At 68.9% G+C, this 20,934-nt stretch carries 18 protein-coding genes and 1 pseudogene; 12 read left to right on the top strand and 7 right to left on the bottom strand.

What is annotated here, in order from left to right; genetic code table 11:
- The first annotated feature begins 6 nt into the window (after positions 1-6).
- The 3 genes from C7T91_RS02670 to C7T91_RS02660 are packed head-to-tail and all read left to right on the top strand — an operon-like array spanning position 7 to position 1,467.
- Complete coding sequence (locus tag C7T91_RS02670) at positions 7-207, top strand: heavy-metal-associated domain-containing protein (protein ID WP_108257885.1); 201 nt, start codon at positions 7-9, stop codon at positions 205-207.
- A gap of 23 nt (positions 208-230) precedes the next feature.
- Positions 231-695, top strand: a complete 465-nt coding sequence (locus C7T91_RS02665) for a MerR family DNA-binding protein (protein WP_108257884.1) — start codon at positions 231-233, stop codon at positions 693-695.
- A gap of 58 nt (positions 696-753) precedes the next feature.
- Positions 754-1,467 (top strand): ribonuclease activity regulator RraA, encoded by a 714-nt coding sequence (locus C7T91_RS02660; RefSeq protein WP_108257883.1) that lies wholly within the window; start codon positions 754-756, stop codon positions 1,465-1,467.
- 939 nt (positions 1,468-2,406) lie between these two features.
- On the opposite strand, the gene C7T91_RS02650 is transcribed toward C7T91_RS02660, so the two are convergent.
- The 3 genes from C7T91_RS02650 to smpB form a co-directional block, all read right to left on the bottom strand.
- Positions 2,407-3,762 carry an aminotransferase class I/II-fold pyridoxal phosphate-dependent enzyme gene (locus C7T91_RS02650; RefSeq protein ID WP_161555707.1) on the bottom strand — a complete coding sequence of 452 codons (1,356 nt, stop codon included), beginning with the start codon at positions 3,760-3,762 and terminating at the stop codon, positions 2,407-2,409.
- Positions 3,763-3,934: 172 nt separating this feature from the next.
- Positions 3,935-4,786, bottom strand: coding sequence for a 3-mercaptopyruvate sulfurtransferase (sseA, locus tag C7T91_RS02645; RefSeq protein ID WP_108257880.1), 852 nt, complete (start codon positions 4,784-4,786; stop codon positions 3,935-3,937).
- 162 nt (positions 4,787-4,948) lie between these two features.
- Positions 4,949-5,422 (bottom strand): SsrA-binding protein SmpB, encoded by a 474-nt coding sequence (gene smpB, locus C7T91_RS02640; RefSeq protein ID WP_108257879.1) that lies wholly within the window; start codon positions 5,420-5,422, stop codon positions 4,949-4,951.
- Between the two features lie 195 nt (positions 5,423-5,617).
- On the opposite strand from smpB, the gene C7T91_RS02635 reads away from it, so the two are divergent.
- The 4 genes from C7T91_RS02635 to C7T91_RS02620 all read left to right on the top strand — a co-directional run bounded on the left by C7T91_RS02635 (position 5,618) and on the right by C7T91_RS02620 (position 12,506).
- On the top strand, positions 5,618-6,055 hold the full coding sequence (locus C7T91_RS02635) for a hypothetical protein (protein WP_108257878.1): 438 nt from the start codon (positions 5,618-5,620) through the stop codon (positions 6,053-6,055).
- A gap of 1,145 nt (positions 6,056-7,200) precedes the next feature.
- Complete coding sequence (locus tag C7T91_RS02630; protein ID WP_108257877.1) at positions 7,201-7,773, top strand: DoxX family protein; 573 nt, start codon at positions 7,201-7,203, stop codon at positions 7,771-7,773.
- Positions 7,774-9,909: 2,136 nt separating this feature from the next.
- Positions 9,910-10,953 carry a questin oxidase family protein gene (locus tag C7T91_RS02625; RefSeq protein WP_201741944.1) on the top strand — a complete coding sequence of 348 codons (1,044 nt, stop codon included), beginning with the start codon at positions 9,910-9,912 and terminating at the stop codon, positions 10,951-10,953.
- Entirely contained in the window at positions 10,950-12,506 is a 1,557-nt protein-coding gene (locus tag C7T91_RS02620) for an amidohydrolase family protein (protein ID WP_108257876.1), read from the top strand. Before C7T91_RS02625 ends, C7T91_RS02620 begins: the two co-directional genes overlap by 4 nt.
- A gap of 245 nt (positions 12,507-12,751) precedes the next feature.
- Here C7T91_RS02620 and C7T91_RS02615 read toward each other — a convergent pair whose 3' ends face one another.
- Both C7T91_RS02615 and C7T91_RS02610 read right to left on the bottom strand, forming a co-directional pair.
- Positions 12,752-13,219: a helix-turn-helix domain-containing protein gene (locus C7T91_RS02615; protein WP_108257875.1), complete on the bottom strand. Its 468-nt coding sequence runs from the start codon at positions 13,217-13,219 to the stop codon at positions 12,752-12,754.
- A gap of 35 nt (positions 13,220-13,254) precedes the next feature.
- Positions 13,255-14,049 (bottom strand): IclR family transcriptional regulator, encoded by a 795-nt coding sequence (locus C7T91_RS02610; RefSeq protein ID WP_269099591.1) that lies wholly within the window; start codon positions 14,047-14,049, stop codon positions 13,255-13,257.
- A 152-nt stretch (positions 14,050-14,201) separates the two neighbouring features.
- Between C7T91_RS02610 and C7T91_RS32135 the strand changes: the two genes are divergently transcribed.
- Positions 14,202-14,402: a hypothetical protein gene (locus C7T91_RS32135; protein WP_161555705.1), complete on the top strand. Its 201-nt coding sequence runs from the start codon at positions 14,202-14,204 to the stop codon at positions 14,400-14,402.
- 4 nt (positions 14,403-14,406) lie between these two features.
- Here C7T91_RS32135 and C7T91_RS02605 read toward each other — a convergent pair.
- Positions 14,407-14,742: pseudogene (locus C7T91_RS02605) on the bottom strand (CAP domain-containing protein); the annotation flags it as partial.
- Here C7T91_RS02605 and C7T91_RS02600 point away from each other — a divergent pair.
- The 3 genes from C7T91_RS02600 (at position 14,643) to groL (ending at position 17,517) form a co-directional block, all read left to right on the top strand.
- Complete coding sequence (locus C7T91_RS02600) at positions 14,643-15,236, top strand: calcium-binding protein (protein WP_330848816.1); 594 nt, start codon at positions 14,643-14,645, stop codon at positions 15,234-15,236. The pseudogene C7T91_RS02605 and the gene C7T91_RS02600 overlap by 100 nt on opposite strands.
- A 293-nt stretch (positions 15,237-15,529) precedes the next feature.
- Positions 15,530-15,823 carry a co-chaperone GroES gene (gene groES / locus C7T91_RS02595; RefSeq protein WP_108257871.1) on the top strand — a complete coding sequence of 98 codons (294 nt, stop codon included), beginning with the start codon at positions 15,530-15,532 and terminating at the stop codon, positions 15,821-15,823.
- Positions 15,824-15,876: 53 nt separating this feature from the next.
- A complete protein-coding gene (gene groL, locus C7T91_RS02590; RefSeq protein WP_108257870.1) occupies positions 15,877-17,517 on the top strand; it encodes a chaperonin GroEL in 1,641 nt (546 codons plus the stop codon).
- An 873-nt stretch (positions 17,518-18,390) separates the two neighbouring features.
- Here the strand turns inward: groL and arsH are convergent.
- Entirely contained in the window at positions 18,391-19,182 is a 792-nt protein-coding gene (gene arsH, locus C7T91_RS02585) for an arsenical resistance protein ArsH (protein WP_108257869.1), read from the bottom strand.
- Between arsH and C7T91_RS02580 the strand changes: the two genes are divergently transcribed.
- Positions 19,181-20,671, top strand: a complete 1,491-nt coding sequence (locus tag C7T91_RS02580) for a sensor histidine kinase (protein ID WP_407943247.1) — start codon at positions 19,181-19,183, stop codon at positions 20,669-20,671. The two genes, arsH and C7T91_RS02580, sit on opposite strands and share 2 nt — an antisense overlap.
- Positions 20,672-20,934: the final 263 nt, after the last annotated feature.

The following is a 20,934-nucleotide window of genomic DNA, read 5'->3' as shown; positions in this document are numbered from 1 at the left end:
GTCGCGATGAAGTTCAGCGTTCCCGACATGAGCTGCGGCCATTGCCGCGCAAGCATCGAAACCGCGGTGAAGTCCGCCGATCCGGCCGCGCGGCTGGCCTTCGACCAGGACAGCCGCCAGGTCGAGATCGGCAGCACGCTCGCCGCGCCGGCCCTGGCCGCCGTGCTCGCGGATGCGGGCTATGCCGCAACCGAGCTGCCGGGCTGAACCGCCGGGAAAGGGAGGCCGCGATGAATATCGGTGCGGCGGCGCAGGCCTCGGGCCTGCCGGCCAAGACCATCCGCTACTACGAGGAGATCGGCCTTGTCGCGCCGGCGCGGACCGCCAACGGCTACCGCGATTTCGGGCGGGACGAGGTCGAGCGGCTGCGCTTCCTCGCCCAGGCACGCTCGCTCGGCTTCTCGCTCGAGGAATGCCGCCGTCTCGTCGGGCTCTATTCCGATGACGGCCGTGCCAGCCGCGAGGTGCGCGAGGTCGCGCAGGGCCATCTCGACACGGTGCGCGCGCGCATCGCCGAGCTGCGCGGGCTCGAAGCCACGCTGGAAGGCCTGATCGCGCGCTGCCCCGGCGATGACAGCCCCCGGCAGCATACTGCCCGAGGACATCGCCTGAAGAGGAGCGGCCCCGGGCGGTCCCGCTTCCGCGGTCCGCAGCCGCAGGGCGGGGCTCGGGACCGGCCCGCGCCAGCCCCTTGAACCAGAAGACCAAAGCCGGAGCCGGGACAGCCGGCCGGCATCCATGGGAGGATCCCGCATGAACGAGGAAACCCGCGAGAAGCTGAAGGGCGTGTCGGTGGCGACGCTGGCCACGGCGCTCTTCAAGCGCGGTTTGAGAAACCAGGTCATCCAGGGCGTGCACCCGCTCGGATGGACCGGCGAGAACATGGTCGGCCCGGCCTTCACGCTGCGCTACATCCCCGCGCGCGAGGACCGCAACACGCTGGCGGAGTTCCGCAATCCCGGGCATCCGCAGCGCGTCGCGATCGAGACCTGCCCGCCGGGCAGCGTGATGGTGATGGACAGCCGCAAGAACCCGGTTTCGGCCTCGGCAGGCGACATCCTGATCACCCGGCTGATGAAGCGTGGCGGGGCAGGCGTGGTCACCGATGGCGGCTTCCGCGACGCGGCGACGATCGCGGAGCTCGACATCCCGGCCTATCATGCCCGGCCCTCGAGCCCGACCAACCTGACGACCAACGAAGCGATCGCGATCAACGAGCCGATCGGCTGCGGCGATGCCCCGGTCTTCCCGGGCGACATCATCGTCGGCGACGCGGATTGCGTGATCGTGATCCCGGCGGAGATCGCCGAGGAGATCGCCGAGGAGGCCGTCGAGATGACCGCCTACGAGGATTTCGTGGTCGAGCAGGTGAAGGCAGGCGAGCCGATCATCGGCCTCTATCCCCGCGTCAACGAAGAGAAGTACCTGCCGCTCTTCGAAGAATGGCGCAAGGCCAACAACCGCTGACACGCCCGCCCCGGCGCAGGCCGGGGCCTCGTCCGTTTCCCGCCCCGAAGTGCCCGGCCGGGGACCTCCGCGCGGCAGTTCCCGGCCATCAGCGGACCGGACGCCTTCGGCTGCATCGCCGGGTGGCGGTCTGGCTGCAGGACCTCCGTAGGCAAGCCGATATCGCGGGACACCACGCGGCGCATTCAGATCGCGACGGTGCGCGCCGCAATTGCGCGGGTCGACGAGGTCTTCCCCGGCACGCTGATCGCCAGCTTCATGACGGTGCCATCGACGCCGTGCGCGGACGTGGACCTGGCGGGGCGGCCCATGACTCCGACGGCACGCGGAAGCTCTTTCAGAAGGTGAAGGCCGACGGCGTGCCGGTTGGGACGGCCCCCCCGATGCTGGGCCGTTTGGGCAATGTCCCAGATGTGACCGAGGTGATGGAAGCAATGTCCGCCGATGCGGGAGTCACCGTGAAGGTGCAGATGGGCGAGACGGAGGAGTGGGTCAAGAATTGCTCCGGGCCCTTTGCCGTCGGGGCGACACCCTGGCGCTGGTGCAGGCGCTGCATGGCAACACCTGCGGCGGACAGGTCTGTTCAATGTCTTTCAAGCATGCCTGCGATGGCCTGCAGCCGGGTGCGCCGCACATTGCGCCATGCGTGTCCGGGTCCTCCGTTGCCGGGCTGTCCATTCCAAGCACGGCGGTCCCGTCCGGCCCCTGGGGCTGCGCAAACTGTGCAGCAGACGCCATTCGGTACCTGCCGCCCCGCCCCGGAGGCGATGCCGGTGCCCTGCGCGGATGATCGGCGTCCCAAGGCCGGAAGGCGGAGGCATGCGGTCCAGCAAGCGTTCAGCACAACCGGTCAAGCCGGACATCGATGGCATGGGACGCCGCCCGGACAGGTCGCGGACTGCAGTTTCGGGCGGAATCGGAGGTTGATCAGCCTCGGCTTCAAGGACAGGAGCGGGCTTTCGCGGCAGCGGGTGTCGCGGGTCTGGAAAACGGCGGTTTCAGCCCGCCGCTGCCGTCGGCATGTTCCATGGGATCTTCGTCCGGACCGAACGCCGCTTCTGGCGGCACAGCCCTCTTGCACCCGCCGCCCTGCGTTTCGGACCCGTTTTCCGGTTGCCGTGGCGGGTCGCTCCGGGCGAAGTTGCGTCCCGTGCCTGTCGGCATTGTGCCCGTGCCATCGGGCTTGCTGCGACGGTCCGCTGCGGAGAGGGTCCCGCGAATGGCTGGGGATGCCGGTTGCCGCGCGGGACAGGCCGCCGCGGCCGAAGGGATCACCGCCCGGCGCCGGGGGGAAGGGATGCGCCGGGCGGACCCCGCCTGGGAAGCCAGCGCCTCCCAGTGCGCCTCGCCGGTGCTGGCCGCCAGGGCCTCGGCCAGCTTCGCGCGGGTCTCGCCCAGCTGCATCCGCAGCTGACGCAGCTCGGCCTCCCATGAGGTGCGCAGTTCGCTGCCGAACAGCACGCCGGTGACGATCAGCCCGCCGGACCGCGGCGGGGCGCCCAGCATGTCGGCATTCAGCCCGGCCATCATGTCGCGGGCCCGCGAGGCTTCGTCCGGGGTCTCCGCCTGTACCACGAGCATCCCCGTCCGGTCGGCGTGAAGCGCGAAGCTCCGCGAACAGCTGATCGCCAGGAAGGCCTCCGGAACCGCCAGCATCAGGCCGCCGGGACCGTCGGTGTCCTTTGCGGGCTCCGCGGAAAGCCCGGCATGGGACAGGTCGACATAGGGCACGGCGCCGGTTTCGATGCACAGCGCCGTCAGCGCGCCCCAGGCCTCGTGCGGCAGGTCGATCCCGGTCGGGTCGTGGCCGCAGGCCTGCAGCAGCAGCACGTCGCCGGGCGCCGCCGCCTCCAGAACGGCCAGCATCTCGCCGAGCAGCAGGGTGCGCCCGTCGGAATAGGGGTAGCTGCGCAGGTTCAGCCCGGTCCGGCGCACCATGTCGGCCTGCCAGCCGCGTCCGGGTCCGGGCAGCCAGATGGTGGTTTCGGGATTGAGGCGGCGCAGCATCCGCAGCGCCATGAAAAGCGCGCCGTGCCCGGCCGCGGTGGAGGCCGCGGCGCAGCGCGGCTTGTCCAGCAGCGGGTCGGGCATCAGGTAGTCATGCAGCACGCAATGGAAGGCCGCGTCGCCCAGGGGATCGCCGGTGCCCCGCAGGAAGCCGTCGCGGCGGGCCAGATTCCGCCGCATCTGCGACACCGCGCCGAACCCCCGGAGGGCGCGTGCCTCGGTCATGACATCGGCGCCGGACAGGTCCAGCGCCGCGTCGCGGAAGCCGCCCTCGAAAGCGATCCGCACGGGATCGCGTGAATGCCGGAAGGGGCCTCTGAAAGCCCCCAGCAACCTGCCCATGCCAGACCAACCGCTTACTGCCACACTGTGGCTGCACACTGGCGGGCGGGCGTTAAGGGTGCGTGTAGCCGCGCCCAGATGCCTAGAAATCTAGGGATTTTCCCCGATCGGGCAGGGATCAGCAGGTGGCCGCGGCCAGCCCGTCATACATGCCCCATTCCGCCCAGGACCCGTCATAGAGCGCGTGGTCGGTCTTGCCCATACGCTCCATCGCCAGGCTCAGGATCGCCGCCGTGACGCCGGAGCCGCAGGTGGTGATCGCCGGTTTCGACAGGTCCACGCCGGCCGCCTCGAAGGCCGCGCGCAGCCCGGCCGGGTCCTTCATGGTGCCGTCTTCGTTCAGCACCAGGCGGTAATGCAGGTTCTTCGAGTTCGGGATATGCCCCGAGCGCAGGCCGGGCCGCGGTTCGGGCTCCTTGCCCTCGAAGCGCGACGGCGCGCGGGCATCGACGATCTCGTAATCGCCGAGCTTCGAGGCCGCGGCCACCTGGGTCACGTCCTTGACCATGTGGTTCTGGCGGCTCACCGTCATGTGGCGGTCGCGCACGATCGGCGGCAGGTCCTCGACCTCGCGCCCCTCGGCCAGCCATTTCGGGAAGCCGCCGTCCAGCACCGCGACATCGGTCTTGCCCATCAGCCGGAACAGCCACCAGACGCGCGCGGCCGAGAACAGGCCCGAGCCGTCATAGATCACGATCTGGTGCCCGTCGCCGACGCCCATCTTGCGCATCCGCGACATGAATTTCTCGATCGGCGGCGCCATGTGGGGCATTTCCGAGCGCAGGTCGGAAATCTCGTCGATGTCGAAGAACCGGGCTCCGGGAATGTGGGATTTCTCGTATTCCGCCCGGCCGTTGCGGTCCTCGCCCGGAAGGTACCAGGAGGCATCCAGAATCCTCAGATCCGGATCGCGCAGATGGTCCTCCAGCCAGTCCGTGGTCACCAGGGTCTTGGGGTCGCTCTCAGCCATGTCCGCCTTCCACACTCCGCCTCTCGCAAGGCGTACCGGCATGGCCCGCCGCACACAAGGCCCCGGAAACGCTGCAGCGCAGAAACAATCCGTTATCGCGCGCCCCGGCGCCGATGGCCGGGGCAGGGCGCCGAAGTTGCAGGCAAAACCGGCGCCGGGCGCTCAGCCGTGGCGCAGCAGCCGCTGCTTCTGGCGGTTCCAGTCGCGCTTGGCCTCGGTGGCGCGCTTGTCCTGGGTCTTCTTGCCCTTGGCGATGCCGATCTTCAGCTTCACGATGCCCTTGTGGTTGAAATACATCACCAGGGGCACCAGCGTCATGCCTTCGCGCTGGGTCGCCGACCAGAGCCGTGCCAGTTCGCGCCTGGAGACCAAGAGCTTGCGCTTGCGGCGTTCCTCGTGGCCCCAGGTCTTGGCCTGTTCATAGGGGGCGATGTAGCCGTTGATCAGCCACAGCTCGCCGTCCTCGACATTGGCGTAGCTGTCGGCGATGTTCGATCCGCCCTGGCGCAGCGACTTCACCTCGGACCCCAGGAGCATGATTCCGACCTCGAGATCGTCCTCGATCGCATAGTCGTAGCGTGCGCGGCGGTTCTCCGCGATCACCTTGTAGTTCGGGTCTGATTTCGCTTTTGCCATGGGAAGCGGGATATAGGGTGCCGGAGGCGGCTTGAAAAGGCGTTGCGCGCGCGCTGCCGCAATTCGGCCCTGGTTTCGCCATGGTTCGGTAAAATCCGCCGCATTCGGACCCGGGCCCGGCCGCAAATGTTGAGGCAATCTAAACCTTGTCCGGCGATAGCTCTCCTGTCTCATGACGGTTGAGCGAGGTTCGACATGATCGATCAGGTATACGGGCGCGAGCTTCCGCCCATGGAGGACTGGCCCCAGCGGCTCCTCGACGAAGCCATCAGATGCAAGGTCCAGTTCGGCGTCCTGGTCCTGGGCCAGGGCATGGTGACGGGCCACATGGTCAAGGCCGTGCCCCAGGCAAAGCTGGCCACGATCCATATCGACCATGATCCGCGCGACATGCTGGTCGGCGCCGATTACCCGGCGGAGATGCGCTACATCAGCGAGATCCGCCATCCCTGCAAGGAATTCTCGCTGATGCGTCCGCCGGTTTCGGCCAGGTCCGAGGCGGCCCGGATGGCGGCCAGACGGCTGCTGCAGACGGCGCAACCCGACGGGGAAACGGCGGCCGGGAGCCCGGTTCCGCCTTCGGCGGGCCGGCCGCGGGCGCCGGTCAAGCGGATCCTGCGCGTCAGCGGCTGATCCCGCCCCGGCTGGGCAGCGTGTCGCTGAGCCCGCCGGGACAAGCGGCAATGCAATGATGGTAGGAATCCCGCTGGCTGCCTTGGCTTGGTCCGGTATTGGTCTCGGGGCGCCGGACTCTGCAATCATGTGGATGGTTTTCCGGGCTGGCTCCGGCCGACTGGTTCTGGACGACCGCGGTCTGGGTGGCTTCGGCGCCGTGATTCGTCCTGGCTTCGGGATCGTTCCTTGCGTGGACTTTCCAAGTTCGCGCACTACGCGACCCGCTTCCTTGGGGGCCTTGGCATGGCGAGTTTCCGTAAGCTTGGCGGCATCTCCGCGTGTGGACGGAACAGGCGTCAGAGGCGGTTGTCTGATTGCAGCCTTGTCAAGCGGAGGTCTGGTTTTTCCTTCGGGGGCATGGTTCTCTCCGAGGTCGGGGGCGTGCCACATGATGGAGTCCTGTGGCGGTCCATGGAGTGCCCGCCGACGCGGACGCGGCGCCCGGGATGCCAAGGCACCTGCCGGTTTCGGAAGGCTGCCATGCCTGTTGCCTTGGCGGTGGAGCGGCCATCCCGGACCCGGCCTTGCGGCGGCCGCAAAGGTCGGCCGCGGGCTGCGGATATGCTGGTTTGCGCCGCTTCCCGAGCGTCGCGGGCGCCGGTCCGGCCCCGGGCCTCCGCCGCTTTCGGCAGCAGCCCCGGTCAGCGCCGCTTGGCCCCGCCGGCCGTTTTCTCCATTGCCGCTTGCCGGGGCAGGACGTCCCGAGATGGGCGCCTGGCCAATGCGGGCCCAGGCCCGCGCCGAGCGAACCCCCGGTGCCAGGGCCCGAGAAGACCGAAAACGCGGCCGCCGGCGGAAACAGCCCCCCGGAATCCGGCCCGGCCGGTCAAGATTGCCCGCGCCGGGATGGCCGGGCAGGCACGGCTCGGCGACGATGCGCCATGCGGCCGATCCGGAGCTCTGCCTCCCGGCCTTCCCGATGACGGCGGCCGGCGCAGGTAATGGCCCGCCCCGAACGGCACCTGCAGCCTCGAAAATGATCCAAATCAATGGATTGACGGCCATTCACGCACATGGCCGGTGCGGTCGCCGGCATTTATGCGGACAGGGGCCCGCAATAGAGTCCAGCTGCGCCGACTGGCGCCCACAGAGGAGACAGAAGAATGTCCGATATCTTCGTTCCGGCGCGGCACCGCCTCATCATCCCTTTCCTTTGCCCGGTCTATTCCAAATTCGCCGAGCCCGTCGGATGGCTCGGTTTCCGCTTGGCCGTCGGCCTCGGCCTCGTCGTTGCGGGATGGCCGAAGATCGTCGCGCCGCTCGCCCAGTCAGGCTTCGTCGAGTCGCTGGGCATGTATCCGGGCTGGCTTTGGTCGCCCCTGCTGGCAGCCATGCAATTCTTCGGCGGCATGTTGATCGCCGTCGGCTTCCTGACGCGGCCGGTTGCCCTGGCCAACGCCGCCATGCTCCTGATCACGCTCTGGTTCCATGTCGCCAACCCCTATCCCGAGCCGTTCCTGACGGCCGAGGGCCTCGCCTATCTGAGCGCGAATCCGGACCTGCTGACGCCGTCCGCGCAGGCAGCGCTGCTGGGGGATGGCGGGATGGCATTCGGCGCCCGCATCCAGGAAAAGGCGATCTACGCATCGCTCTTCTGGGCAGCGGGAGCAGCCCTCATTGCAGCCTTCGGCGGCGGCTACTTCTCGGTGGACCGGCATTTGGCCAGGGAGTTCTAGCCTGCTCCCGCCGAACGGAGCCGCCGGAGCGGCTCCGCATCGCTCGCCGACCATCCGCAAGCCGGTCGCCGCATGCATCGCCCGCCCCTCCGGCGGGCGTGTCCGCATTGCGGGAGCAGGCAACGGATCGGGGCATCTCCCTTGCAGCGGCAGGCCACCGCCCCTTTCCGCACTTGGCGCCAAGCTGTCAGGAAAGGTTGGGACCAAGCGGTGACCGGCTTATGGGAGTCGGCGTCCGCTGGAGGCACAGCCACCGCAAAGCCGGATCCAGCGGCGCCGGCCGCACATCCCCGGAGCCTTTCCCGGCGCAGGGCGGCGAGACCGGGGGTCAGCCCCTGTTGCACCGCCAAGCGCCATCGCGGCCCGGCTGGCGGCGGCGGAGGCCGCGAAACGTCGGCGCCGCGGCCTCGAAAGAAGACTTGGACACGCCCGCTCGGAACGGATTTGCCGGCATTGCCGCCGGTCCGCACAGGCGCCATGAAGCACCATGCCGGGCGCGATGCATCCCTCGGAGAAATTTCGATCCGCGTGGTCGGCGAGACCGCGGCCGTCCGGACCGGAACGACCGTCCCCTGCGCGCCCGAGGCCGAGACAAGGTCTTCTCAGGGAAGCAGACCGCACAGGTCCTGACCGTTCGCGAAAGCGATCTGCTCTCGATCCGGCAGCCGCGGCCGCTGGGCGAGCCGGACGTGGCCATGTGGCCTGCGTCGATGGGAGTGTGACCGCAAGGCCCTGTCCGCGCCGGAACAACTCCGGTTCCCTAAGTCTCCAGGCTGCCAGGGACCTGCCGTTCGAGGTCATGGCGCGGCGGAAGCAGCCGGTCCCGGGCCCCGGTCGGCATTCCCAGCCGGCCCGCATCAACGCTGCGGATTTGGACAGGCGTGATCCGGCCGGTCCGCGCCAGATGGGCCAGACGGTCGGCATCCGGATGACCGGCATTCGTCAGGCTTGGCTCCGGAAATCGTTCGCGATCAGCAGGCCGACGGCGACGGCGGGAACCGGAGTTCGGCGCGAGTTCCGAGGGCTTCATGGCCGTCCATGCCAAGCCGTGCCCGATTGCGCCGCAATCGCGGGCCGTTGCGAAAGGGCTGAGCGGGCCTGGCGCTTGACGGCCGTCCCCGGTGCCGGAGCAAGTGCCGTGCGCGCCGTCATCGCCGTCTTGGACAGCGCAGACCGGTTCCGGCAGCCTGCAGCATCGGAACGGTCTTCGGCCCCGCCTTGCGACCAGTTCGGAGAGACAATTGATGAGGGGCGCATATCGAAATGCGGGAAGGCCGCCTTGCGCAGCCTGCTGGCCGAGACCGCGGCCGCGAGGAACTGCCGGGTCGGGCGGTTCCTGCCGTCCAACTCATGGGCCCTTCCCGCCGGCTGCGTGCACGGCGCCCAAACGGGGCAAGACTGCCGAGCTGATGCAGGCCCTCTGGAAGACAGGAGCGGATGCCGGATGGTCCGCCGCAGGGAGCGCTGGCTGAAGAAACGCCGAGATGCCCGGCCAAGCAGACGCCAATTGCGGAGGTCCCGGCGGGACGGAGGCGGGATCGGTCCCGCGGAGGTCTCTTGCGCTCCGCGACCTTGCCCGCACATTGGGGGCGACCCTCCACAGCACGCCGTCAAGAGGCGCGCGCAGGCCCGGTCCCGGAGAGACCGTTGCCCCCGACGGCCATACGGGGCCAATCCGTGACAATGCCGCAATCAGGGAAGCGCCATCGGACCCGATGGGTCAGGCCGGTTTCCGGGGGCGGAGAGTTGAACCGCAGAAGGTCGCCGCGACGCGGGACCCGGCCCGGTGACTTGCTCCGAAGCGATGCCGCCTGTCCCGTTCTCCGCCGTCATCCCGGCGCGGTCCGGCAGGCTGCCATCCATGCGCGTTCCGTCCGGTGCTGCCCCCTTGGCCGGCCGTCCGGTGCCGGTCCGCTGGTCTCCGAGGGGGCCGGCGCTGCGCTGCGGCCGGACGTCCTCCCCGATGCGCGCTCCGGTCCGGCCACGCGGAAAGCGGTTTTTTTGTCCGCTTTTCCATGACAGCACATATCGGGGAAGGGCCTGAACCGCCGTGGCGCCCGGGAAGGCCTGTACATGCGGCGCAGCCTTCCTATCATCGCGCGACCGGCAAAAACCGGGCAGCGTGAAGGAGTTCCGATGGACAGGCTCGCAGCACAGCAGGACATCGACGTCATCATGGCCGAGATGCCCGCCTACAGCACCGAATTCGAGGCGACCTTCGCCAATCACGCGCCCATGGTCCTCGTGGCGCTCGACCGGATCGGCGGGACGGCGCGGCTGGAAGATTTCTTTGCAAGCTACCGGGACTACAAAGGGCTGCTTCCCGTCGGTCCGGCCACCGCCCCGCTTGCCTCCGGCGATCTGCCTGCGCTTCTGGGTCGGCGCGCTCGCGAAGCCGATCTGCGCCGTTACTTCGCTGCCGAGGTTGAGCGCTTCGGATGGCAGCAGGCGCTGGCCGTGCACCTGCCCGGCTTCGCCCCGGGAACCGGTGCCAGCGCGCTGCATGCGCTGATGCGCACCGCTTACGGCATCCTGCGCGAAGACCCGCAGGAAATCGCCATCGCTCTGGCCTATTGGCACTGGTCCTATCTGGCGCTGCCGCCCGCGACCGGCGCCGCCCCGGTCACGGCCGATCCGGCGGAGGTTCTTGCGCGGGCCTTCCGCATCGAGGCGCTGCGCGGCCTGCCGCTCCACGGGCTCCTCTGGCAGAACATGGCGGAAAGCGGCCGCTGCCCGGATTTCGTCCCGGTCGTCGACTGGCTTGAGATCGGACCGGACACGCTGGCCCGCATGGCCGCCGCCTCCATCGCGCTCTTCGCCGCAACCCAGGATTTCTCGGCGCTGCATGCCGTGACCGGCTGCCACTGGCTGCGCATCGTGCTGCCTTTCTGCGATGCGGCCACACAGGAAACGATGCTGCGCAGCTTCTGGCAATGCATCGCCGCGCTCGGCGGCGAGATGGGCTTCCCCGCCCTGCCGTCTTCCGCCGATCTCGTCCGCTGGCGCCGGACGGAGGCCCCGGACTGGCCCGCGATCTTCGCCGCGGCGCGGCTGTCGGAGGACGAGCACGACATTTCCGTGGCCTTCTCGGCCTCGGAGGAAGACAGGACATATCCCGACCCGCTCTACCGCATCTCGGTGGCGCGGCGGCTGGGACTGATCAGGGACTACCGGCAATGACACATCCTTCCGACTGCCTGATCGAGGCGGGCGTGGTTCTCTGCGGGCTGGACGGCGCGGGGCAGATGCAGCTGCGCCATGACGTGCTGATCCGCGTGCATGAGGGCCGCATCGCCCATATCGGCACCCCCGAGGCGGTGGGCTTCGGCAACGGCCACCTGCCGCGTTTCGGCGGTCCGGGGATGATCGCGATGCCGGGGCTGGTGAATGCGCACCATCATTTCGGGGTGACGCCGCTGATGGGCGGGGTGCCCTTCGCGCCGCTGGAACTCTGGCTGCCGCGGTTCCGCGCGATGCGGCAGATCGGGCCGCGGCTCGACACGCTCTATTCCGCCATCGAGATGCTGGAAAGCGGCACCACCACCGTCCACCACATCCATTCGGGGCTGGCCGGGACGCCGCAGGACTGGCAGGCCGGGGCCGATGCGGTGCTGGGCGCCTATGGCGAGATCGGCATGCGGGCGGGCTTCTCCTTCATGATCCGCGACCGCAACGTGCTGAGCTACGACCCGGACGCGGAGGTGCTCGCCGCGCTGCCCGCGGAGATCGCCGCCTGGTGGCAGCCGCGGCTCTCGGCGGCGGCGACCCCGATCGGCGACTACATGGCCTTCTTCCGGCAGATGAAGGCCGACTGGGCCGCGCGCGCGCCCGGCATGGTGCGGATGCATCTGGCGCCGGCGAACCTGCATTGGTGCTCGGACGCGGCGCTGCAGGAGATCACCGCAACGGCGCGGGCCGAAGGCGCCAACCTGCACATGCATCTGGTCGAGACCGCGCGGCAGGCCGCCTTCGCGCACAGGACCTATGGCTGCTCGGCGGTGGAGCATCTGCACCGGCTGGGCTGCCTCGGTCCCGAGCTGACGCTCGGCCATGGCAACTGGACCAGCCGCCGAGATCTCGACCTCTTGGCGGAATGCGGCTGCATGATCTGCCACAACGCGTCTTCGGGGCTGCGGCTGGGCTCGGGCATCGCGCCGGTCAACGAGATGCGCGCCCGCGGCATTCCGGTGGCGCTCGGCATCGACCAGTCGAACATCGCCGATGACCGGGACATGCTCCTGGAAATGAAGCTCGCCTGGGCGCTCCACCGTGAAACCGCGATGTGGACCGACCGTCCCGATGCGGGCGCCGTGATCGCGATGGCGACGGAGCATGGCGCGCGCTCGGCGGGCTTCGGCGCAGAGGTCGGGCGGCTGGAGCCGGGGCGGCGCGCCGATATCCTTCTGCTCGACCGCGCCAAGGTGGAGCGCCCCGTCGTCTCGCCGCACACGCCGGTCGCCGAAACCGTGCTGCACCGCGCGATGAAGGGCGCGGTCGACAGCGTCTTCGTCGAGGGCCGCCGCGTGGTGGAGAACGGCCGCGTGACTTCGATCGACAGCGAGGCGGTGCTGGCCGAGATCGCCGCGCGGCTCGCGGCGCCGGAAACCGCGGAGGAGGCCGAAATGCGGGCGATGGTCGAGGCGGCCATGCCGGTGCTGGAGGACTTCCAGCACCGGCATGCGCCGGACGCCGCGCACCGGTCCTACCGCTACAATGCGATGGCCGATGTCTGAGCGGCTGGTTCTCTCCGGCGCCGCCCTGCCCGGCGGCAGCACGGCCGATATCGTGATCGACCGGGGGCGCATCGCGCAGATCGTCCCGCCCGGCACCGCCGAAGGCCCGGCCGAGCCCTGGCCGAGGGCGGCGCGGCGGCTTTGCGGTTTCCCGCCGGTTTGGCGCGGCGGGGCCGCATTGCCCCGCCCGGTGCGGGTCTTGCGCTTGCCGCATCGCGCGCCACGCGGTATCAGGCCCAAAAGCGCTAATGAGAACGGGAGCAGACCATGCGTCGGGTAGTCGTGACGGGATTATAGACGGTGCCGACCTTGGTGTTCATGTGGACCTGGTCGGTGCCTTCATGGACCAGAACGATGGTCGGCCCGAAGGCGCCCCAGACCGACAGGAGCCCGGTCAGCCCGGTCTCCAGCGACAGCGCGATCACCGCCTGCGAGGCCAGCTGCATCGGGTCGATGGTGCGCATCCGCATGATCGCGAGATCGAGCGCGAAGGGACCGAGCCGGTAGCGCCCCGAGGCGGTCTGTTCGACCATGCCCATCTGGCGGTAGCTGACCAGATAGGGATGGGCCTGGGCGGGGGCGACGCCGGCGGCGGCGGCGAGCTCCTTGAGCATCATCGGCGCGGCGCGTTCGGCGAGCGCCTCGAGAAGCTGCGCGCCGATCTCGATCGACTGGACTCCGCGGCCCTCGGATTTGCTGGTCTTGGCTGTCATGGGATCGGTCCGGTTCTGGCGGCTGCGGCAGGAGGTCAGGTGTCGGAGGCGGCGTCGGCGGCGTTGAGCCGGGCGGCGCCGCCGAGAAGCGCGCGGACGGCCGCGCCCTCCGGTCCGGTGTCGATATGTTCGGCATGGCCGATGCAGGTCACCGCCCCGGCGAACTGGCCGTCCTCGTCGAAGATCGGGGCGGCGATCGCGTCGATCCCGGGCACCCTGGCGCCGCGGATGGAGGCAAAGCCCTGGTCCCGCACCTCGGCCACGCGCTGCGCGAAATCCTCCGGTCCGGCCACGTCGGTCGGGTAGAAGGCCGCGGGGCTGCGCGCGAATTCCGCCGCGACATGGGGCTCGACCTGCGCCGGGTCGTGATGGGCGCCGAAGATCCGTCCGGTGGCGGTATTCAGCACCGAGAACCGCGTGCCCATCCGGATGTTCAGGTCGCTGCGCTTGTCGCTGGCCTGCACCACCATCACCGCGCTCGGCCCGCCGGGCCCCCAGACCGCAAGCACCGACATCACGTTCAGCTCCTGCGACAGCGATTTCAGCAGTGCCTCGGCGCGGCCATAGACCGGCAGGGCGCGCAGCCGTGCCAGCCCCAGCTTCAGCGCGAAGGGGCCGAAAAGATAGGGGCCCGAATCGAATTCCTGCACCACCATGCCGGTGCGCCGGTGGCTGACCAGATAGGCATGGGCCTGGGCGGGCGCGATCTCGGCCCGGTCAGCGATTTCGCGCAGCGTCATCGGCCGCGCGCCGTCGATCAATGCCTGCAACAGCCGTCCGCCCACCGTGATTGACTGGATGCCCCGCGCGCTCCGGCTTTCACTGCCCATCCCGTATTCCCGCCATCTGCCTGTTTCCGAAGTGATCGCACGTTCCGCGGGATGGGAACAAGATTTTTTATTGACATATGTATTTGGCATATACGAAATACAACTAGGAGGAACGGCAGGTCTCGGGCCTGCCCGGCAGGGAGGCATGCCGCATGTCCGGACCGCGCCACGGCCCCGAGGGGCCGCGCCTGCGGCCCTGCGCGGCGGCCCGTCCTGCCCCATGGAGAGGAGGAACTCCGCGATGGAGAAGCAGGCGGCTCTATCTCTGCCAGCTGAGGAACCGCGCGCTGCCGGTGGCGGCGGCCAAGTTCGCGGGCCAGGTCGAGCGGGCGCTCGACGCGCGCTACCGCTGAGCGGTCACAGCGGCGCGGCCAGCACCAGCACCCAATAGGGTCCCAGCCGGTTCGAGGCGCCGCCGAAGCCGTAATGCACCGCCTTGCCGCTCAGCATGTTCTCGCGGTGGCCCGGGGAGCTGGCCCAGGCCTCCAGCACCGCCTGCGCGTCCTTCTGGCCGAAGGCGACGTTCTCGGCGGCAAAGCTCCATTGGTAGCCCTGTTGGGCGATCCGGTTGGCGGCGGTGTCGCGGTTCTCGAATCCGCTGCCATGGGTCAGCACCTGGCGCTGCGCCTGGTCGGCGGCATGGGCCTGGGCGGCGCGCTCGCAGAGCGGATCGGCGGCCAGCGGCGGCAGGCCCGAGGCTGGGCGACGACACGCTCTCGGGCAGTGCCGGCAATGACGAGCTGCGCGGCGGCGACGGCGACGACGTGATCGAGGGCGGGCTGAACAGCGACCTGCTGATCGGCGGGCGCGGCAATGACGGGCTGAATGGCGGCTTCGGCTTCGACCGGCTCCGCGGCTTCGCTGGCGACGACACGCTCGGCGGCGGCGCCGGTGCGGATGTGCTCGAAGGCAACAAGGGCGACGATCTGCTCGAGGGCGGCGGCGGCGCCGACACGTTCGTGTTCCGCGCCAATGACGGCTTCGACACGGTGGCGGATTTCCAGGACGGCACCGACCTGATCGACCTGACGGCGCTGAGGCTGACCGGCTACGGCGCGAGCCTGTCCGCGCATGTCGCCGAGACGGCGGGCGGGGTGCTGATCGACCTGTCCGGGACCTACGGCCTGTCGATCCTGCTCGACGGCGTGGCCGCCGCGGATCTGTCGAACGCCGATTTCCTGTTCTGAGCGCGCGGCGGCGGGTCCGCAGGCCGGCTGCCGGCGGAGAATCGCTGCGGCGGAGGCGCACGGGTTGCGCCTCCGGAGCGGCCTTCCTACCTGCGGAGGGCAGGGGCGGCCGGTTCCGTCCGCCGCCGCCAGCTGCCATCTTCGGCGCCGGCGGAAAAATCCGGGGGAGAGCTGCAAATTTGCAGGACGCCGGACTTGACAGGCGGGGGAGACGGTGACTACCTCCCCGGTGTTGGCACTCGCGGGGAGTGAGTGCTAAAAGCGTCATAAACTCTGAGACAGGAGAGTCAGAGATGGCATTCAAGCCGCTGCATGACCGTGTTCTCGTCAAGCGTGTCGAGAGCGAAGAGAAAACCAAAGGTGGCCTGATCATCCCCGACAGCGCGAAAGAAAAGCCGGCCGAAGGCCTGGTTGTCGCCTGCGGCGAAGGCGCACGCAAGGACTCCGGCGAGCTGATCGCGATGACCGTGAAAGCGGGCGACAAGGTGCTCTTCGGCAAGTGGTCCGGCACCGAAGTCTCGATCGACGGCGAAGAGCTGCTGATCATGAAGGAAAGCGACATCCTCGGCATCACCGAAGCTGCGTAAGCGGCCGGTTGCCTGAGACCTTTCCCGAACACCGAAATTAAGGAGCTATTCCCATGGCTGCAAAAGACGTCAAGTTCGACACCGACGCCCGCAACCGCATGCTCAAGGGCGTGAACATCCTGGCAGACGCCGTGAAGGTCACGCTGGGCCCGAAAGGCCGCAACGTCGTCCTCGACAAATCCTTCGGCGCACCGCGCATCACCAAGGACGGCGTGTCCGTGGCGAAGGAAATCGAACTGGAAGACAAGTTCGAGAACATGGGCGCCCAGATGGTCCGCGAAGTCGCTTCGCGCACCAATGACGAAGCCGGCGACGGCACCACCACCGCGACCGTGCTGGCCCAGGCCATCGTCAAGGAAGGCCTGAAGCAGGTTGCTGCCGGCCTGAACCCGATGGACCTGAAGCGCGGCATCGACATGGCAACCGCCAAGGTCGTCGAAGCGATCAAATCCGCTGCCCGCGACGTGACCGACAGCGACGAAGTCGCCCAAGTCGGCACCATCTCCGCGAACGGCGAAGCCGAAATCGGCCGCCAGATCGCAGACGCGATGCAGAAAGTCGGCAATGACGGCGTCATCACCGTCGAAGAGAACAAGGGCCTCGTCACCGAGACCGACGTTGTCGAAGGCATGCAGTTCGACCGCGGCTACCTGTCGCCGTACTTCGTGACCAACGCCGACAAGATGATCGCGGAACTCGACGACTGCATCATCCTGCTGCACGAGAAGAAGCTCTCCTCGCTCCAGCCGATGGTTCCGCTGCTCGAGTCGGTCATCCAGTCCGGCAAGCCGCTGCTGATCATCGCGGAAGATGTCGAAGGCGAAGCGCTGGCGACCCTCGTGGTCAACAAGCTGCGCGGCGGACTGAAAATCGCAGCCGTGAAGGCACCGGGCTTCGGCGACCGCCGCAAGGCCATGCTGCAGGACATCGCGATCCTGACCGGCGGCCAGGTCATCTCCGAAGACCTCGGCATGAAGCTCGAGAACGTCACCATCGACATGCTCGGCTCGGCGAAGAAAGTCTCCATCACCAAGGATGAGACCACCATCGTCGACGGTGCAGGCGAGAAGGCAGAGATCGAGGCACGCGTTGCCCAGATCCGCGCCCAGATCGAAGAGACCACCTCGGACTACGACCGCGAGAAGCTGCAGGAGCGCGTTGCGAAACTCGCAGGCGGCGTCGCAGTCATCCGCGTCGGCGGCATGACCGAAGTCGAAGTGAAAGAGCGCAAGGACCGCGTCGATGACGCCCTGAACGCAACCCGCGCAGCCGTGCAGGAAGGCGTTGTCGTCGGCGGCGGCGTTGCCCTGGTCCAGGGCGGCAAGGCTCTCGAAGGCCTCAAGGGTGCGAACGCAGACCAGGACGCAGGCATCGCCATCGTCCGCCGCGCGATCGAAGCGCCGCTGCGCCAGATCGCCGAGAACGCAGGCGTCGACGGTGCCGTCGTTGCCGGCAAGGTCCGCGAATCCAACGACCTGACCTTCGGCTTCAACGCGCAGACCGAAGAGTACGGCGACATGTTCAAGTTCGGCGTCATCGACCCGGCGAAAGTCGTCCGCACCGCGCTGGAGGATGCCTCCTCCGTCGCAGGCCTGCTGATCACGACCGAAGCCATGGTCGCCGACAAGCCGGTCAAGGACGCACCGGCCGGCGGCGGCATGCCCGACATGGGCGGCATGGGCGGCATGATGTAATCAGCCGTTCCGCCAGGAACTACGGAAAGGGTCGCCCTCGGGCGGCCCTTTCTGCATTCCGGGACCATGGCTCCGGAGCGCCAGGCTCCGCCGGTCCAAGTGCGGCATGCCGAGCGGGGAGGGCCCCGATCTGTCCAGTCGGCAGGCATGGCGTCCGGCAGGGGCCGTGCAGGGATCACGGCTGCAGGAGACCGGAGAGGGTCGCCCGGGAAAAGCTCCGGATCGGCCTCGAGCTGGCGCTAGATGGCGTTGCCGATGTCCGGCTGCCGCGGCCGGAGAGGAGGAGCAATTCGGGCTCGGGGCTCTGGCCTGCCATGTTTGCCGAAGTGGACGGCAAACATCGAATTTGCCTTTCAGGGTCCTTCCCCGGAAACCGGATGAAGACAGGGGTGGCGACGAAACAGGGCGAAGGGCGATCCGCGCGCTGTGTTCGGGCGTGTGGCGCGGGCGGCCGGTCTGCGGGAGGTGCCCCGTGAAGGCTCCCTGCTTTCAAGGGGCGTGCCGACAGGCGTCGTCATGCCTTTCATGGGCTGGTCCGCGAGATGCCTGCCCCCGGACATCCGTGCTCCGGCCTCTCCGCCAGCGCGGCGCCCCGGCGGTCTCGTCCCGAACCGGCCGCCGAAATCCCGGAAAGCCGCATGGCCGTGCAGGCTGAGGCCCGTCTTGCGGTTTCGGGATCGCTTCCGCCGACGGCGCAGCGCCGGGTCGGCTCGCGCGGTGTCGCTGCCTCATTCCGGCCACGGAAAGACCCCGCGGACGTCCAAGGAGGTCCATGCCGCCGCCGCATGGCAGCGCTAGACACAGGCTATCGGGACCCGGCGGGTTGCTTCATAGCCCCCACGCCGCAACGCGCCGGGTCCCGGAATCCCTCCCTCAGATATCCGCCTGGTTGACCCGCTGCGACAGCGCTTCGCGGCTCTCCACGCGCTCGGAATAGCGGTCGAGCAGGTAGCCGCCGCGGCCGCGGGTCAGCAGGGTGAACTTCACCAGCTCCTCCATCACGTCGACCATCCGGTCGTAGAAGGGCGAGGGGAGCATCCGCCCGTCCTCGCCGAACTGGCTCCAGGCTTTCGGCACGGAGCTCTGGTTCGGGATCGTCAGCAGCCGCATCCAGCGCCCGAGGATGCGCAGCTGGTTCACGGTGTTGAAGCTCTGCGAGCCGCCCGAGACCTGCATCACCGCCAGCGTCTTGCCCTGGGTCGGCCGAACCCCGCCCAGGCTGAGCGGGATCCAGTCGATCTGCGCCTTCATCACCGAGGTCATCGCGCCGTGGCGCTCGGGGCTCGACCAGACCATGCCCTCGCACCAGGTCACCATGTCGCGCAGCTCGGCCACCTTGGGATGCTCCGCCGGCGCATCGTCCGGCAGGGGCAGGCCGGCAGGCGAATAGATCCGCGTCTCGGCGCCCAGCCGGTGCAGGACCCGCGCAGCTTCCTCGGCCATCAGCCGCGAGAAGGACCGCTCGCGCAGCGAGCCGTAGAGCAGCAGGATCCGCGGCCGGTGGCCGATCTCCTCCGCCGCCTCCAGCTGCCTGGCATCGGCGGTCCGGAAGCAGGCCTCGTCGAGCTGCGGCGTGGCCGGGTCGGCCGGTTCCCGCGCCCGGATCGAGCTGATCGAGACCCGCGCCGCGCTGCCTACCGGCCGCTCGGCCGAGGACCGCGGCATGGTCGTGCAGGCTGCCGCTCCGGTGGAGCTGCCCGGCGCAGACGGCGTTCTGGCGGGCGGCATCCTGCTGAATGCCAATCTGGACTTCATCGACGCGATCAACGCGCTGGTCTACCTCAACCCGGTCAATGGCGGCACGCGGCAGGGCACTGCGACGCTGTTCCTCGAGGACGTCCGGATCTCCACCAATGTCCGGCTCTTCGAGGATGTCCGCGCGCTCGGCACCCGGGTCTCGGCCGAGGTGCGCCAAGCGGTGCTGGACGAGGGCCGCACCTGGCTCGACCGCGCCTTCGTGGTCAATGACTGGTACATCTCGGGCTATCTGCCGCTCGACGACAGCTTCGGGAACCGCGTCGGCATGCTCTATGTCGGCATTCTCGAAGCCCCCTTTGCCGCCGCCAAGCGCGACGCCTATCTGTGGATGATGGCGGCCTTCGCCGCGGTGCTGGCGATCTCGGCGCCGGTCTTCCTCTGGCTCGCCAAGGGCATCTTCGCGCCCTTGGAGCGGATGACCGAGACCATGACGCGCGTAGGCGAAGGCGAGCTTGCCGCGCGCATCGGCCCGGTCGGAAGCCGCAACGAGATCGGCCAGGTCGCGGCGCATCTCGACGGGCTGCTCGACCAAGTGCAGGACCGCGACCGCAAGCTGCGCGCCTGGGCGGAGGAGCTGGAGGACCGGGTCGACCGCCGCACCGCCGAGCTGCGCGACGCGAATGCAAGGCTGGAGCAGACCTTCCGCCAGCTGGTGACGAGCGAGAAGCTCGCCTCGATCGGCGAGATCACCGCCGGCGTGGCGCATGAGATCAACAATCCGGTGGCGGTGATCCAGGGCAATGTCGACGTGATCCGGCTGGAACTCGGACCGGAGGCGGCGCGGGTCGAGACCGAGCTGGCGCTGATCGACCGCCAGGTGATGCGGATGGAGGCGATCGTCGGCAAGCTCCTGAAATTCGCCCGGCCGAGCGAGTTCTCCGACGGCGGCGGCACCGCGGATCTGGCAGCGGTGGCGGAGGACTCGCTGCTTCTGGCCGACCACGCGCTCGGCAGGGCCGGGATCGAGGTGGACACCGAGCTGCCCGCGCTGCCCCCCGCCGCAATCGAAGCCGGGGAAATGCAGCAGGTGGCGATCAACCTGATCCTCAACGCGGCGCAGGCGATGGGCGGCTCCGGCCGGCTGCGGCTGACGCTCGCCCGCGAGGCCCGCGACGTTCCCGGCCGCGCCTCGACGGAACGGGACTCGCCCGCCGGGCATCCCGGTGCTGCAGCCGCAGGCATCCGCCCGGATCCGCCCTTGCGGCACGGAAGCGCCAAGCGCGGCAGCCGCGACCGGCGCCCGTCAGGCAGAGGCCGACCGGACATCATGGGGATGGCAACGTCCCCCGCCCGCAACCGAAAATGCCAGCCGGAAAAGAGGGAACGCCCACTTGGAGCCTCGTGGATATGCGAAGGAGCGGCACCGGGGCGCGCAAGGCCGCGAGGACCGGGATGATCCACGCCTGCATCCGGCATGCCTGCCGGGAGGACGGGGAGCCCCCCACGCGCGCTGCTCCTCGCAGCGCCCGGGACCGGCACAGATGCTGCGACGCAAGGTCCGGCGCGGCGCCGCCGGGACCGAAATCTGCAGGGCATCAATGCAATCGGACTTGTCCTTGCAAACCATCGTGTCATGCTCTGGCTGCGCCGAAGCGCTTCTGGAGAGATGGGGCTGGGGCAATCGGCTTGGTCCGGCGCCGGGTTCGCCGTGGAGGTGAT

Origin of the sequence: Mangrovicoccus ximenensis, from assembly GCF_003056725.1 — a bacterium.
Lineage (GTDB): Bacteria > Pseudomonadota > Alphaproteobacteria > Rhodobacterales > Rhodobacteraceae > Mangrovicoccus > Mangrovicoccus ximenensis.
This window is presented reverse-complemented; position numbering and strand designations above follow the sequence as displayed.

What these genes read in the sequence shown, in the direction of transcription:
- C7T91_RS02615 (WP_108257875.1), bottom strand. Translation starts at nt 13,219, where the DNA reads ATGACAGCCAAGACCAGCAAATCCGAGGGCCGCGGAGTCCAGTCGATC.
- C7T91_RS02670 (WP_108257885.1), top strand. Translation starts at nt 7, where the DNA reads ATGAAGTTCAGCGTTCCCGACATGAGCTGCGGCCATTGCCGCGCAAGC.
- C7T91_RS02665 (WP_108257884.1), top strand. Translation starts at nt 231, where the DNA reads ATGAATATCGGTGCGGCGGCGCAGGCCTCGGGCCTGCCGGCCAAGACC.
- sseA (WP_108257880.1), bottom strand. Translation starts at nt 4,786, where the DNA reads ATGGCTGAGAGCGACCCCAAGACCCTGGTGACCACGGACTGGCTGGAG.
- C7T91_RS02610 (WP_269099591.1), bottom strand. Translation starts at nt 14,049, where the DNA reads ATGGGCAGTGAAAGCCGGAGCGCGCGGGGCATCCAGTCAATCACGGTG.
- C7T91_RS02620 (WP_108257876.1), top strand. Translation starts at nt 10,950, where the DNA reads ATGACACATCCTTCCGACTGCCTGATCGAGGCGGGCGTGGTTCTCTGC.
- C7T91_RS32135 (WP_161555705.1), top strand. Translation starts at nt 14,202, where the DNA reads ATGTCCGGACCGCGCCACGGCCCCGAGGGGCCGCGCCTGCGGCCCTGC.
- C7T91_RS02625 (WP_201741944.1), top strand. Translation starts at nt 9,910, where the DNA reads ATGGACAGGCTCGCAGCACAGCAGGACATCGACGTCATCATGGCCGAG.
- groES (WP_108257871.1), top strand. Translation starts at nt 15,530, where the DNA reads ATGGCATTCAAGCCGCTGCATGACCGTGTTCTCGTCAAGCGTGTCGAG.
- C7T91_RS02660 (WP_108257883.1), top strand. Translation starts at nt 754, where the DNA reads ATGAACGAGGAAACCCGCGAGAAGCTGAAGGGCGTGTCGGTGGCGACG.
- groL (WP_108257870.1), top strand. Translation starts at nt 15,877, where the DNA reads ATGGCTGCAAAAGACGTCAAGTTCGACACCGACGCCCGCAACCGCATG.
- arsH (WP_108257869.1), bottom strand. Translation starts at nt 19,182, where the DNA reads ATGCCGCGGTCCTCGGCCGAGCGGCCGGTAGGCAGCGCGGCGCGGGTC.
- C7T91_RS02580 (WP_407943247.1), top strand. Translation starts at nt 19,181, where the DNA reads ATGGTCGTGCAGGCTGCCGCTCCGGTGGAGCTGCCCGGCGCAGACGGC.
- smpB (WP_108257879.1), bottom strand. Translation starts at nt 5,422, where the DNA reads ATGGCAAAAGCGAAATCAGACCCGAACTACAAGGTGATCGCGGAGAAC.
- C7T91_RS02630 (WP_108257877.1), top strand. Translation starts at nt 7,201, where the DNA reads ATGTCCGATATCTTCGTTCCGGCGCGGCACCGCCTCATCATCCCTTTC.
- C7T91_RS02635 (WP_108257878.1), top strand. Translation starts at nt 5,618, where the DNA reads ATGATCGATCAGGTATACGGGCGCGAGCTTCCGCCCATGGAGGACTGG.